We start from the raw sequence: 12559 nt of genomic DNA on the forward strand, positions 1-12559 counted from the left end.
CGCCGCGGCGCGCGCTTGCTCCTGGAGAGCGGAATGCAGACAGAGCTGAGCCTGGGTCAACCCGACCCCGCAGCCAAGGGACCGGCGGGTGGTCCCCAGAAGAGCATGACCTATGGGGAGGGCGGCCTCGCCTTCCTGTTCGCCATGCTGGCGCTCGGGGCGCTGGTGGTGGCCTCGGGCGCCGAAAGCCAGGCTTATGCCTTCCACGCCTATCTCTCGGCGCTGGCGAGCATCGTCTGCGTCTTCGCCATTCTCAACCGCTATGTCGACCGTCCGGCCGCCCGGCCGGCCCTCGAGATCGACGGCAAGCCGAACTACAATTTCGGCCCGGTCAAGTTCGCGACCATCGCGGCGATGGTCTGGGGCATCGCCGGCTTTCTGGTCGGCGTGATTATCGCCTTCCAGCTTGCCTTTCCGGTGTTGAACCTCGACCTGCCGTGGACGGCCTTCGGCCGGCTGCGCCCGCTCCACACCTCGGCGGTGATCTTCGCCTTCGGCGGCAACGTGCTGATCGCTACCTCTTTCTACGTCGTGCAGCGCACCTGCCGCGCGCGGCTGGTGGGCGATCTGGCGCCGTGGTTCGTTGTGCTCGGCTACAACTTCTTCATCGTCATTGCCGGCACCGGCTATCTGCTCGGCATCACCCAGGGCAAGGAATACGCCGAGCCGGAATGGTACGCCGACCTGTGGCTGACCATCGTCTGGGTGACCTATTTCTGCGTCTTCATCGGCACGATCTGGCGCCGCAAGGAGCCGCACATCTATGTCGCCAACTGGTTCTATCTCGCCTTCATCGTGACCATCGCGGTGCTGCACCTCGGCAACAACGCCACGGTGCCGGTCTCGGTGTTCTCGCCCAAATCCTACATCGTCTGGTCCGGCGTTCAGGACGCGATGGTGCAGTGGTGGTACGGCCACAACGCGGTGGGCTTCTTCCTCACCGCCGGCTTCCTCGCCATCATGTACTACTTCATCCCGAAGCGGGCCGACCGCCCGGTCTACAGCTACCGGCTCTCGATCATCCATTTCTGGGCGCTGATCTTCCTCTACATCTGGGCCGGTCCCCACCACCTGCACTACACCGCGCTGCCGGACTGGGCACAGACGCTGGGCATGACCTTCTCGATCATGCTGTGGATGCCCTCCTGGGGCGGCATGATCAACGGCCTGATGACCCTCTCGGGCGCCTGGGACAAGCTGCGCACCGACCCGGTGCTGCGCCTGATGGTGGTGTCGGTCGCCTTCTACGGCATGTCGACCTTCGAGGGTCCGCTGATGTCGGTGAAGTCGGTGAACTCGCTGAGCCACTACACCGACTGGACCATCGGCCACGTCCACTCCGGCGCGCTCGGCTGGGTCGCCTACATCTCGTTCGGCGCCATCTACTGCCTGGTGCCGTGGCTGTGGAACAAGCGCGAGCTGTATTCGCTCAAGCTGGTCAACTGGCACTTCTGGATTTCGACCATCGGCATCGTCTTCTACATCTCGGCGATGTGGGTGGCGGGCATCCTGCAGGGGCTGATGTGGCGGGCCTACACCTCGCTCGGCTTTCTCGAATACTCCTTCATCGAGACGGTCGAGGCGATGCACCCCTTCTATGTCATCCGTGCGCTGGGCGGCGTGCTCTTCCTGGTCGGCGCCCTGCTGATGGCTTTCAACATCTACATGACCATCCGTGAGCCGGAGGCCGCCTCGGCCGCCACTCCTTCCCTCGTTCCGGCAGAGTGAGGAGGCCCGACCATGGCAACCGTCACCCACAAGCAGTCGCTCTGGGCCAAGCACGCCTTCTTCGAGAAAAACTCGATCTGGCTGGTCTTCGGCATCCTGATCGTCATCGCCATCGGGGGTCTCGTCGAGATCGTGCCGCTCTTCTACCTCAAGAGCACGATCGAGAAGGTGTCCGGCGTGCGTCCCTGGACGCCGCTCGAACTGGCCGGCCGCAACATCTATGTCCGCGAGGGCTGCTACAACTGCCATAGCCAGATGGTGCGGCCGCTGCGCGACGAGGTGGAGCGCTACGGCCACTATTCGCTCGCGGCCGAGAGCATGTATGACCGGCCGTTCCAGTGGGGCTCCAAGCGCACCGGCCCCGACCTCGCCCGAGTCGGCGGCAAGTACTCCGACGAGTGGCAGCGCCAGCACCTCGCCAATCCCCGCTCGGTGGTGCCGGGCTCGATCATGCCCGGCTACCCCTTCCTGGCGGAGACGCCGCTGGACGCCGATCACATCGCCGAAGACCTGAAGGTGAACGCCCTGCTCGGCGTGCCCTACAGCGAGGAGATGATCGCCGACGCGCAGGCCGACCTGCGCACCCAGGCCACCCAGGACGCCGACGCCACCGCGCTGCAGGCCCGCTATCCCGGGGCGCAGGCGCGCGACTTCGACGGCAACCGCACGACCATCACCGAAGCCGACGCCCTGATCGCCTATCTGCAGGCGCTGGGCACGATGGTCGACTTCAAGCTCTACGAAGACAAGGCGAATGTGCGCTGAGGGGGATGAGATGAACGAGACCTATCGCGCCTTTGCGGAGTTCGCCCAGACCTGGGGGCTCCTCTATTTCGTCGGCATCTTCCTCTGCGTCCTCGCCTATGCGCTCTCGCCCAAGCGTCGCGGCGAGTTCGACGCGGCCGCCCGCATGCCTCTCAGCGACGATTGAGCCGGGGACCCATCATGGCTGAAGCCCATCACAACGAGGTCGATGCCGCCAGCGGCGTGTCCACTACCGGGCACGAGTGGGACGGCATCCGGGAACTCAACAATCCGCTGCCGCGCTGGTGGCTGTGGACCTTCTATGCCTGCATCGCCTGGGCGGTGGCCTACTGGGTGGTCTACCCGGCCTGGCCGATGGTGAGCTCCTACACGTCGGGCGTGCTCGGCTGGCGCTCGCGCGATGCCGTGCAGGTCCAGCTCGCGGGCCTGCGGGCGCAGCGCGCGGTGTTCGCGGAGAAGCTGGAGGCGGCCTCACTCGATCAGATCGAGCAGAATCCCGAGCTCCTCGCCTTCGCCCGGGCGCAGGGCCGCGCCGCCTTCGGCGACAACTGCGCGCCCTGCCACGGCGCCGGTGCGGGTGGCGCGAAGGGCTACCCCAACCTGAACGACGACGACTGGCTGTGGGGCGGCTCGCTGGAGCAGATCCACGCGACCATCACCCATGGCGCGCGATCGACCGATGACGCCGGCCACCAGGGCAACATGCCCGCCTTCGGCACCGACGGCATCCTGCAGCGGCCGGACATCCTCGCGGCGGCGGACTATGTGCGCTCGCTGTCCGGCCTGCCGCCGGCGCCCGACGCCCAGATCGCCAAGGGCAAGGAGGTGTTCGAGGCCAATTGCGCCGCCTGCCACGGCCCGGAGGGCAAGGGTAACCAGGAACTCGGCGCGCCAAACCTGACCGACGGTATCTGGCTCTACGGTTCCAGCCGGGCCGATATCGTTGCCGACATCACCCATGGCCGCGGCGGCATCATGCCGGCCTGGGGCGGGCGGCTGGACGAGGGCACCATCAAGGCGCTTACCGTCTACGTCCATACGCTGGGTGGCGGGAAGTAAGCTCCGGCCTCCGAACGGGGCGCTCCGCTCCCCGACCCGACAGCCGCCCCGACCCCGCATTGTCCGAGATCAATGCGGGGTCGTTCCGTGCGTGGTGTTGTCGGCCCGCATGCCGGGAGATCTGAAATGAGTGCCAGCCTTGAGGCGGCCGCCCCCGAAGCGGCGACCGCGACCGAGGACGACGCCCCGCTCTACGCGGCGCGGCGGAAAATCTACCCCATCGCGGTGCACGGCCGCTTCCGCAGGATCAAATGGACGATCCTGATCGTGACGCTGGGCATCTATTACCTGCTGCCCTTCGTCCGTTGGGATCGCGGCCCCGGCGCTCCCTCGCAGGCGGTGCTGATCGATTTCCCCAACCGGCGCTTCTACTTCTTCTTCATCGAGATCTGGCCGCAGGAGATTTACTACATCACCGGGCTGCTGATCCTGGCGGCGCTGGTGCTGTTCTTCATGAACGCGGTGGCCGGCCGCATCTGGTGCGGCTATCTCTGCCCGCAGACGGTGTGGACCGATCTTTTTCAGGCGATCGAGCGGCTGGTGGAAGGCGACCCGCGCGAGCGGCGCGAGAAGCTCAAGCACGCCTCGCGCGGCCAGCGTGCGTTCGAAGCGGCGGCCAAGCATGTGCTGTGGCTGATGGTGGCATGGTGGACCGGCGGCGCCTGGGTGCTCTATTTCGCCGATGCGCCGACGCTGACCATGCAGTTGCTCAAGGGCCAGGGGCCACTGGTGGCCTATGCGTGGATCGGCATCCTCACCTTCACCACCTATGTGCTCGCCGGCCATATGCGCGAGCAGGTCTGCACCTATATGTGCCCGTGGCCGCGCATCCAGGCTGCGCTCACCGACGAATACGCCTTCAACGTCACCTATCGCTACGATCGGGGCGAACCCCGCGGCTCCTTCAAGAAGACCGAGGCGCTGAAGCTCGCTGGCCTGCCGGGCGGAGATTGCGTCGACTGCAAGCAGTGCGTCGCCGCCTGCCCCACCGGGGTCGACATCCGCGAGGGTGCCCAGCTCGGCTGCATCCAGTGCGGCCTGTGCATCGATGCCTGCGACGCGATCATGACCAAGCTGTCGCGGCCGGCCGGGCTCATCGCCTACGACACCGAAATGAATGTGCGCGCCCGGCAGGAGGGAAAGCCCGAGCAGTACCGCGTGCTGCGGCCGCGCACGCTGCTCTACGCCGCGCTGATCGTGGTGATCGGCGGCATCATGGTGGGAACGCTCGCCACCCGTTCCAGTGAGAACGTGGCGATCATCCACGACCGCAACCCGTTTTTCGTGCTGCTGTCCGATGGCTCCATCCGCAACGCCTACACGGTGCGGCTGGTGAACAAGGAACTGGTCGAGCGTCGCTTCTCCATCGCGGTGGCGGGTGTGCCCGAAGCGCGGGTCGAGGTGATGGGCGAGCCCAAGGAGGGCGGCCTGCCGGTTGTGACCGTCGGTCCCGACCAGACCACCGAGGTCCGGCTGCTGGTTTCCACCCACACACGGCTGCCCGCCGCCGCTTCGCTGGATGTCGACTTCACCATCTCCGACCTCGCCACGGGCGCTTCGGCTTCCGCGCGTGACCATTTCAAGGGCCCCTGAGGAGCAACCGCCATGGCCGCATCCGCCGTTGCCGGACGACCGATCACCGGACGCACGGTCCTTGCCATCTTCCTCGCCTTCTTCGGCGTGGTCTTCACCGCCAATTTCTTCCTGGTGCGGGCCGCGCTCGACAGTTTCGGCGGGGTAGAGACCGACAGCTCCTATAAGGCGGGTCTCGACTTCAAGAACGATGAGATTGCCGCCGCGGCGCAGGCCGCCCGCCACTGGGAGGTCGATGCGCATGTCGATCGGGGCGCGTTCCGGCTGAAGGCCCTCTCTGCCGAGGGCCAGCCGCTGGCGGGGCTCGAACTGTCGGCCGTGCTGCACCATCCCTCGAACCGCCGGCTCGACGCGGTGATCGCCACCACCCCGACCGGCACCGGTGCCTGGAGCGGCACGGTGGAGGCGGGGCCCGGCCAGTGGGACCTCGTCATCGAGTTGACGCGGGATGGCGAGCGCCTGTTCCGCTCCGTCAATCGCGTCGTGTTGAAGTGAGGCTGTGATGGCCGGCCTCGCCGCCGCGCTTCCGGGCGCGCTTCCGCTGCCCGGTCCGCCGGTCCGGGACTTCTCCTCCTTCCTGCGCCCGGTGGAGGGCGGCGGCATCGCCATGGACTTTGCCGTGGAAGGCATCGATTGCGCCGCCTGCATCGCCGAGATCGAGGATGCGGTGGAAGCCGTCCCCGGGGTGAGCGAGGCACGGCTGAACTACACCACGCATCGGCTGGCGGTGAGCTGGCCCGGAGCCCCGGCGGCGGAGCCGGAGGCGGTGTTCGCCGCTCTCGCGCGGATCGGCTACAAGGCCCACCCTTTCGAATCGAGCAGCGCCGAGGCCATCGAGGCCGCCCGGGCGCGCCATCTGCTGCGCTGCCTGGGCGTCACCGGCTTCGCGGCGATGAACATCATGCTGTTGTCGGTCTCGGTGTGGTCCGGCAATGTGACCGATATCACGCCGGAAACCCGTGACCTGTTCCATTGGCTGTCGGCGCTCATCGCGCTTCCGGCCTGCGCCTATGGCGGGCAACCGTTTTTCCAGAGCGCGCTGCGCGCCCTGCGCGCCCGCGCCCTCAACATGGACGTGCCGATCTCGCTGGGTGTGCTGCTGGCGCTTGGCGTCTCGGTGTACGAGACCCTGCACCACGCCGAGCATGCTTATTTCGATTCGGCGACCATGCTGCTCTTCTTCCTGCTGACGGGGCGCTATCTCGATCACGCCATGCGCCGCCGCACCCGGGCCGAGGCGGCGAATCTCGCCTCGCTCAAAGCGGACCTCGCCCGCCGCATCGAGCCGGACGGAAGCGTCGTCGCCGTGCCCGCCAGCGCGGTGCGGCCGGGTGATATCGTGCTCGTGAGCGCGGGGGAGCGTGTGCCGGTGGACGGCGTGGTGTGTGCGGGCGCCGGTGCGGTCGACGAAAGCCTGGTGAGCGGCGAGACTCTGCCCCGTGCCGCGACGGTGGGCGGCCAGCTGCATGCCGGCAGCCTTCTGCACGACGGCGCCCTCCAGATCCGCACCACGGCGGCGGGAACGGGCACGTTTCTCGAGGAGATCGAACGGCTGCTGGAGCGGGCGTCCACCGCCCGCGGCGCCTATGTCAAGCTGGCGGACCGCGCCGCGCGGCTCTACGCCCCGGTGGTGCACGCCACGGCCGCGCTGTCCTTCGCCGGCTGGATGCTGGCCGGCGCTTCTCTGCACCAGGCGGTGCTCATCGCGGTCGCCGTGCTCATCATCACCTGCCCCTGTGCGCTGGCGCTGGCGGTGCCGGCGGTGCAGGTGGTATCCGCCGGAGCCTTGATGCGGCGCGGCGTGCTGCTGAACACCGGTGACGCGCTGGAGCGGCTTGCCGAGGTCGATGGCGTCCTGTTCGACAAGACCGGCACGCTCACCCTGCCGGAGCCCAGCCTGGCCAATGCCGGCGAGGTGCCGGCCGACCTGCTCGCCGTCGCGGCGCGGCTGGCGCTCTCGAGCCGTCATCCGCTGGCCCGCGCGGTGGCAGCGGCGGGCAGCGGATCGCCGCTGGCGCAGGTCCGGGAGGTTCCCGGCGCCGGGCTTGAAGGCGAGCTGGACGGCGAGACGGTGCGCCTCGGCAGTCCGGCCTTCTGTGGCGTGGAGCCTCCGGCGGATGTTCTCGACGGTTCGGTGATGGCGGTGCGCTGGGGCGCCCGCACCGCCCTGCTGGCGGTGCGCCAGCAGCTCCGGCCGGACGCGCGCGCCACGGTGTCCCGGCTGCGGGCTATGGGCGAGACGCTCGGCATCCTCTCCGGCGATCGCGCCGCGGCGGTGGAGCCGGTGGCAAGGGAGCTGGGAATTGCCGACTGGAGCGCGGACCTGCGCCCGGCCGGCAAGATCGGCGAACTCGACGCGCGGGCCGAACGGGGCAGCCGGGTGCTGATGGTGGGCGATGGGCTCAACGACGCGCCCGCGCTCGCCCGCGCCCATGTCTCCATGTCGCCGATCAGCGCCGCCGACGTCACCAAGGCACAGGCCGACGTGGTCTTTCTCGGCGAGAGGCTGGCGCCGGTGGCGGAGGCCATGGCCATCGCCCGTCGCGCCCGTGCGCTGATGCGGCAGAATTTGTGGATCGCGGTGATCTACAATCTGTTCGCGGTTCCGCTCGCCATTGCCGGGCTGGTCACGCCGCTGGTGGCGGCGCTCGCCATGTCGGGTTCCTCCGCCCTCGTCACGCTGAATGCGCTGCGCGCGCGGATGCCGGAAAGGGAAACGCCATGAACGTGCTGATCTACCTGCTGCCGATGGCGCTGGGGCTCGGTCTCGCCGGCCTGCTGGCTTTCCTGTGGTCGCTGCGCACCGGCCAGTATGACGACATGGAGGGCGCCGCGATCCGCGTGCTGAGCGACGACGATCTGCGGCGGCAGCCATGACCCTCGGCTCATCGGTTCTCCGTGCGGGTCATCTCGCCTGCGCCTGCCCGGAGGATGTGGCGGGGCGGGCACGGCCGACGTCGGTGCTGACGCTGTCGCTCGGCTTCGCCCTGGTGACCCTGGCGCAGGCACTCACGCTGGGGGCGCTGCCATTGGCCGGGGCGATGACCGCGCCGCGGCCGGAGATGGCGGGCTGGCCGACCGCGGCCTTCCTGCTCGGCGCGGCCTGCGCGACGCTGCCGGCGCTGCTGCTGGTCGACACGTTCGGACGCAGGGCCGCGCTCGCCATCGGCGCCGGTCTCGGCGTCGCCGGGGGGCTGGCGGTGGCGCACGCCCTGCTGGGACGGGCTTTTCCGCTGCTCATGGTGGGGGCGGTCTGGCTCGGGGCGGCGCAGGGATTCGGCATGTTCTACCGCCACGCTGCCGCCTTCGGCGCGGCGCCGGGGCGCGCCGCCGGCGCGGTGGGGCGGGTGCTCGGGGCCGGGGCGCTCGCGGGGCTGGGCAGCCCCTATCTCGTCACCGTCGCCGAGCGGCTCTCGCTGCCCTATACCCTGCTCGGCACCACGCTGCTGGCCGCCGCGGCGCAGCTCGGCGCGCTCGTTTTCGCCGTCGGCCTGCGCGAGGCCCGGCCTGCGCTGCCGGAGGAGGCGACGCCCGCCGCCGCCCTGCTGCCGCTGCGGCGCCTGCTGCTGCCGAGCCTCACCGGTGCCGTGGCCTGGGCGGCCATGGCCTCCAGCATGGTCAGCGTGCCGATCGGCCTTGCCGGCTGCGGCGTTGCGGTCGCGGGAATCAGCGGCATCGTCGCCTGGCACGTCGTGGCGATGTATGGGCCGGCCCTGTTTGCCGGGCGCCTCGCCGCGTGGCTGGGGGTGCGGCTGCTGGCCGGCATCGGTCTTGCCGTGACCCTTGCCGCCGCCATCGCCGGGCGGCTGGCCGGTGAGCCGGCCCTTCTCACGGCCGCCCTTCTGCTGACGGGTGCCGGTTGGGCCGTCACCACCGCCGCCGTGACCGGCTGGCTGCACGAAGCCGGCCGGCTGGACGGGCTTCGCCTTGCCGCCCATGACGGGTTGGTGCTGGCCGGGGCGGTCGCGGGGGCGGCGTTCAGCCTGATGTGAGCAGGCGGGATGCTGGAACGAACGGCGTTCTGTCAGGCCTCGTGATCGTCTCCCGTGATCAGCCGGGCGCCGCGCTGGCGGGTGACGTAGTTCCACAGCCAGTGGAACGCGACGGAGAGCCGGTTGCGGGCGCCGATCAGGAAATAGACGTGCACCACGCTCCAGAATAGCCAGCCCGGAAAACCCTTCAACTCCAGGCGGCCGAGCTTCACCACCGCGGCGTTGCGCCCGATGGTCGCGAGATCGCCGGCGTGGCTGTAGCGGAACGGGGCCGGTGGCTGCGTCCCCGTGACCCGGGCCTTGAGCAGCCGCCCGACATAGTGGCCCATCTGCTTGGCAGCGGGGGCGATGCCGGGAACCGGTTTCCCGTCCTGCTCGAACAGGGCGGTGTCGCCGATGGCGAACACGTCCGGCAGCCCGGGCACGGACAGGTCCGGCGTGACGCGAATCCGCCCGGCCCGGTCTGCGTCGGCGCCGATCCAGCCCGCCGCCGGCGAGGCCCGCACACCCGCGGCCCAGATGATGGTTTCGGAGAGAATCCGGCCATTCGGCTCGGTATCCACGCCGTCGCCGTCGCAGGAGGTGACGCGCACATTCGTCAACACGTCGACGCCCATCGATTCCAGCCGCTCGCGCGCATAGTCCGACAGGGCGGGGGGCATGGTGGGGAGCACCCGCGGCCCCGCTTCCACCAGCAGGATGCGCGCGGTCCGCGGGTCGACCCGGCGGAAATCGTTTGGAAGGGCGTGGCGGGCGACTTCGGCGATGGAGCCCGCCAGCTCGACCCCGGTCGGCCCGCCGCCGATAATGACGAAGGTGAGAAAATGCCGCCGCTCCTCCGCGCTGTCGCACAGCTCGGCCCGCTCGAAGGCGATGAGGATTTCCCGGCGGATGCGGGTCGCGTCCTCGATCTTCTTCAGCCCCGGCGCTACCCGCGCCCATTCGTCATGGCCGAAATAGGAATGGGTCGCGCCGGTGGCCAGCACCAGATGGTCGTAAGGCACGCTCCCGGCACCGAGGAGCACGCGTCGTGCCGCCGTGTCGACGCCGGTCACGTCCGCCATCAGCACGGTGAGGTTGGCCTGTCCGCTGAGCACGCCACGTACCGGCCAGGCGATATCGGCCGGCGACAGGGCCGCGCTCGCGACCTGATAGAGCAGCGGCTGAAAGCAGTGATAGTTGTTGCGGTCGATCAGCAGCACGTCGGCGGGCGCACCCTTGAGCGCCCGCGCGGTCTCGACCCCGCCGAAGCCGGCGCCGATGATCACGATGCGGGGCCGCGACGGACCGCCCGGCGGATTGGGGGCCTCGTTGTGGTCCGAAGTACCGGGCCGGTTTTCGATCCCGGAGCTGTCCATCTCGCTCATGCCCGTCCTCGCGCCGCCGGTATGTGATCGTGCTGTCGCTCCACACTAGCGCGGCGCGCGGCCCTGTCATCCATGCGCGGATATGAGGGTACGTGCGGCCAAAAGTCGATCGAAGGCGCCCGAGGTCTCGACCTCGTCCAGCACGAAGAACGAGGTGATGAAATAGCCGAGGGTGATGGCCGCAATCGCGGCCACCGCAACAATGAGCATCAGGCGGGCGGAAGGCGTCATGGCTAAAGGGCTCCGGTGGTCTCAGTGGCGGGGGTGCCGCATTGACGCCTCCGGCGGCCAAAAGTTCACATCGACAGTGGCGCGCGCCGGTCCTCGTGTCCGCCGTGGCACTTTTTCGGCGATCGGGCATTGATGCCGAGGCCCGGCGCGTCGTCGCCTCGCCCCGTCGCGGAAGGACACATGGAACAGTCGGAAAGGCTCGCCGCCTCGCTCTCCGAAGAGGGACGCTATCGCCTGCTGGTCGAGGCGGTGGTGGACTATGCCATCTACATGCTCGACCCCGCCGGCATCGTGACGAGCTGGAACCCGGGCGCCGAGCGGGTGAAGGGCTATGCCGCCTCGGAGATCATCGGGCAGCATTTCTCCCGCTTCTACACCGAGGAGGATCGCGCCGCCGGCCTGCCCGCGAAGGCGCTGGAGACGGCCCGCACCGAGGGCAAGTTCGAGAGCGAGAACTGGCGGGTGCGTAAGGACGGCTCCCGTTTCTGGGCCTATGTGGTGATCGATCCGATCCGGGCGCCCGATGGCGGCATCGTCGGCTTTGCCAAGGTGACGCGCGATCTGACCGAGCGGCGGGACGCCCAATTGGTGCTGGAGCGTACCCGCGAGGCGCTGGTGCAGTCGCAGAAGATGGACGCGCTGGGCCAGCTCACGGGTGGCATCGCCCATGACTTCAACAATCTGCTGATGGCCGTGCTCGGCAGTCTCGAATTGATGCGCAAGCGTCTGCCGGATGACCCCAAGCTCCTCGCCTTGCATGAGAATGCGGTGAAGGGCGCCGAGCGCGGACGCGCCCTGACCAACCGGATGCTTGCTTTTGCGCGACGCAAGGAAGCGGTGGCGGAGGCTGTGTCGGTTCCCGCGCTGGTCCGCGGCATGACCGAGCTGATCCAGCGCTCGCTCGGGCCCGCCTACGACATCGAGCTGCGCTTTCCCCTTGTCGACCGGCCGGTGCTCTCGGATGCGAACCAGCTCGAGATGGCCTTGCTCAACCTCGTGGTGAATGCGCGCGATGCCATGTACGATGGCGGGCGTATCGTGATCGCGCTCCGGGAGGAGGCGGTGACCGGGCCGGACGACCGCCGCCTGCAGCCGGGGTCCTATCTCTGCCTCAGCGTCTCCGATACCGGCATCGGCATGGACGAGGAGACCCTGCGGCGGGCGGTGGAGCCGTTTTTCACCACCAAGGGCATCGGCAAGGGCACCGGCCTCGGCCTTTCGATGGTTCATGGCATCGCCGAGCGATCGGGCGGGCGATTCATGCTCCGCAGCCGTGCCGGCGAGGGTACCGTCGCCGAACTGTGGTTGCCTGCCGCCGACCGGGCGGCGCTCGACGAGGAGGCACGGCCGGCGCCGCAACCCTCCGCACCGGCGGGGCTGGTGGTGCTTGCGGTGGACGATGATCCGCTGGTCCTCACCAACACCGTCGCCATGCTGGAGGATATGGGCCATGCGGCCCTTGCGGCCGAATCGGGCGCCGAGGCGCTCGACCTGCTCCGCCGCACCTCCGGCATCGACGTCGTGGTGACGGATCAGGCGATGCCGCACATGACCGGGCTGCAGCTGGCGGCCGAGATCGCCAGACATTGGCCCGATCTGCCGGTGCTGCTGGCGACGGGCTACATGCCCGACCCCGACGGCGTGCCGCTCGACCTGCCCGTGCTCGAGAAGCCGTTCACCGAGGCCGATCTGGCGGCGCGACTCGGCGCGCTGGTGCCGCCCCGTTCGGAACGGCTGATCAGCTTTGCCGGCCGGGTGCGACGGGGCTGATGGCTAGGCGGCGGTGAGGTACGGGCGGTAGAGCCGCAGGTCCTCGACGAAGCG

Annotated in this window: 12 protein-coding genes; 10 read left to right on the plus strand and 2 right to left on the minus strand. The window is 69.0% G+C overall.

Annotated elements, in window-relative coordinates; translation table 11 throughout:
* Positions 1-105: 105 nt before the first annotated feature.
* The 9 genes from ccoN (at position 106) to KHC27_RS08580 (ending at position 9137) form a co-directional block, all read left to right on the plus strand.
* Positions 106-1728, plus strand: coding sequence for a cytochrome-c oxidase, cbb3-type subunit I (ccoN, locus tag KHC27_RS08540; RefSeq protein WP_213337967.1), 1623 nt, complete (start codon positions 106-108; stop codon positions 1726-1728).
* A 12-nt stretch (positions 1729-1740) separates the two neighbouring features.
* On the plus strand, positions 1741-2493 hold the full coding sequence (ccoO, locus tag KHC27_RS08545; RefSeq protein ID WP_213337751.1) for a cytochrome-c oxidase, cbb3-type subunit II: 753 nt from the start codon (positions 1741-1743) through the stop codon (positions 2491-2493).
* 10 nt (positions 2494-2503) lie between these two features.
* Positions 2504-2659: a cbb3-type cytochrome c oxidase subunit 3 gene (locus KHC27_RS08550; RefSeq protein ID WP_213337753.1), complete on the plus strand. Its 156-nt coding sequence runs from the start codon at positions 2504-2506 to the stop codon at positions 2657-2659.
* Between the two features lie 14 nt (positions 2660-2673).
* A complete protein-coding gene (gene ccoP, locus KHC27_RS08555; protein ID WP_213337761.1) occupies positions 2674-3552 on the plus strand; it encodes a cytochrome-c oxidase, cbb3-type subunit III in 879 nt (292 codons plus the stop codon).
* A 126-nt stretch (positions 3553-3678) separates the two neighbouring features.
* The gene (gene ccoG, locus KHC27_RS08560; RefSeq protein ID WP_213337763.1) at positions 3679-5145 is read left to right on the plus strand and encodes a cytochrome c oxidase accessory protein CcoG; all 1467 of its coding nucleotides are present in this window, start codon (positions 3679-3681) and stop codon (positions 5143-5145) included.
* Positions 5146-5157: 12 nt separating this feature from the next.
* Positions 5158-5640 (plus strand): FixH family protein, encoded by a 483-nt coding sequence (locus tag KHC27_RS08565; protein WP_213337765.1) that lies wholly within the window; start codon positions 5158-5160, stop codon positions 5638-5640.
* 7 nt (positions 5641-5647) lie between these two features.
* Positions 5648-7870 carry a heavy metal translocating P-type ATPase gene (locus KHC27_RS08570; RefSeq protein ID WP_213337767.1) on the plus strand — a complete coding sequence of 741 codons (2223 nt, stop codon included), beginning with the start codon at positions 5648-5650 and terminating at the stop codon, positions 7868-7870.
* Positions 7867-8022 carry a cbb3-type cytochrome oxidase assembly protein CcoS gene (gene ccoS, locus KHC27_RS08575; RefSeq protein ID WP_213337775.1) on the plus strand — a complete coding sequence of 52 codons (156 nt, stop codon included), beginning with the start codon at positions 7867-7869 and terminating at the stop codon, positions 8020-8022. Before KHC27_RS08570 ends, ccoS begins: the two co-directional genes overlap by 4 nt.
* The gene (locus KHC27_RS08580) at positions 8019-9137 is read left to right on the plus strand and encodes an MFS transporter (RefSeq protein WP_213337778.1); all 1119 of its coding nucleotides are present in this window, start codon (positions 8019-8021) and stop codon (positions 9135-9137) included. The genes ccoS and KHC27_RS08580 overlap by 4 nt, the downstream gene beginning before the upstream one ends.
* 32 nt (positions 9138-9169) lie before the next feature.
* On the opposite strand, the gene KHC27_RS08585 is transcribed toward KHC27_RS08580, so the two are convergent.
* Complete coding sequence (locus KHC27_RS08585; RefSeq protein ID WP_246519768.1) at positions 9170-10504, minus strand: NAD(P)/FAD-dependent oxidoreductase; 1335 nt, start codon at positions 10502-10504, stop codon at positions 9170-9172.
* A gap of 66 nt (positions 10505-10570) precedes the next feature.
* Positions 10571-10735: a hypothetical protein gene (locus tag KHC27_RS08590; protein ID WP_213337780.1), complete on the minus strand. Its 165-nt coding sequence runs from the start codon at positions 10733-10735 to the stop codon at positions 10571-10573.
* A gap of 180 nt (positions 10736-10915) precedes the next feature.
* On the opposite strand from KHC27_RS08590, the gene KHC27_RS08595 reads away from it, so the two are divergent.
* A complete protein-coding gene (locus KHC27_RS08595; protein ID WP_213337788.1) occupies positions 10916-12505 on the plus strand; it encodes a PAS domain-containing sensor histidine kinase in 1590 nt (529 codons plus the stop codon).
* The last annotated feature ends 54 nt before the right edge of the window (positions 12506-12559 follow it).

The organism is Ancylobacter lacus (assembly GCF_018390635.1).
Taxonomy (GTDB): domain Bacteria; phylum Pseudomonadota; class Alphaproteobacteria; order Rhizobiales; family Xanthobacteraceae; genus Ancylobacter; species Ancylobacter lacus.

What these genes read in the sequence shown, in the direction of transcription:
- KHC27_RS08590 (WP_213337780.1), bottom strand. Translation starts at nt 10,735, where the DNA reads ATGACGCCTTCCGCCCGCCTGATGCTCATTGTTGCGGTGGCCGCGATT.
- ccoP (WP_213337761.1), top strand. Translation starts at nt 2,674, where the DNA reads ATGGCTGAAGCCCATCACAACGAGGTCGATGCCGCCAGCGGCGTGTCC.
- ccoO (WP_213337751.1), top strand. Translation starts at nt 1,741, where the DNA reads ATGGCAACCGTCACCCACAAGCAGTCGCTCTGGGCCAAGCACGCCTTC.
- KHC27_RS08570 (WP_213337767.1), top strand. Translation starts at nt 5,648, where the DNA reads ATGGCCGGCCTCGCCGCCGCGCTTCCGGGCGCGCTTCCGCTGCCCGGT.
- KHC27_RS08550 (WP_213337753.1), top strand. Translation starts at nt 2,504, where the DNA reads ATGAACGAGACCTATCGCGCCTTTGCGGAGTTCGCCCAGACCTGGGGG.
- KHC27_RS08595 (WP_213337788.1), top strand. Translation starts at nt 10,916, where the DNA reads ATGGAACAGTCGGAAAGGCTCGCCGCCTCGCTCTCCGAAGAGGGACGC.
- KHC27_RS08585 (WP_246519768.1), bottom strand. Translation starts at nt 10,504, where the DNA reads ATGAGCGAGATGGACAGCTCCGGGATCGAAAACCGGCCCGGTACTTCG.
- ccoN (WP_213337967.1), top strand. Translation starts at nt 106, where the DNA reads ATGACCTATGGGGAGGGCGGCCTCGCCTTCCTGTTCGCCATGCTGGCG.
- KHC27_RS08580 (WP_213337778.1), top strand. Translation starts at nt 8,019, where the DNA reads ATGACCCTCGGCTCATCGGTTCTCCGTGCGGGTCATCTCGCCTGCGCC.
- ccoS (WP_213337775.1), top strand. Translation starts at nt 7,867, where the DNA reads ATGAACGTGCTGATCTACCTGCTGCCGATGGCGCTGGGGCTCGGTCTC.
- KHC27_RS08565 (WP_213337765.1), top strand. Translation starts at nt 5,158, where the DNA reads ATGGCCGCATCCGCCGTTGCCGGACGACCGATCACCGGACGCACGGTC.
- ccoG (WP_213337763.1), top strand. Translation starts at nt 3,679, where the DNA reads ATGAGTGCCAGCCTTGAGGCGGCCGCCCCCGAAGCGGCGACCGCGACC.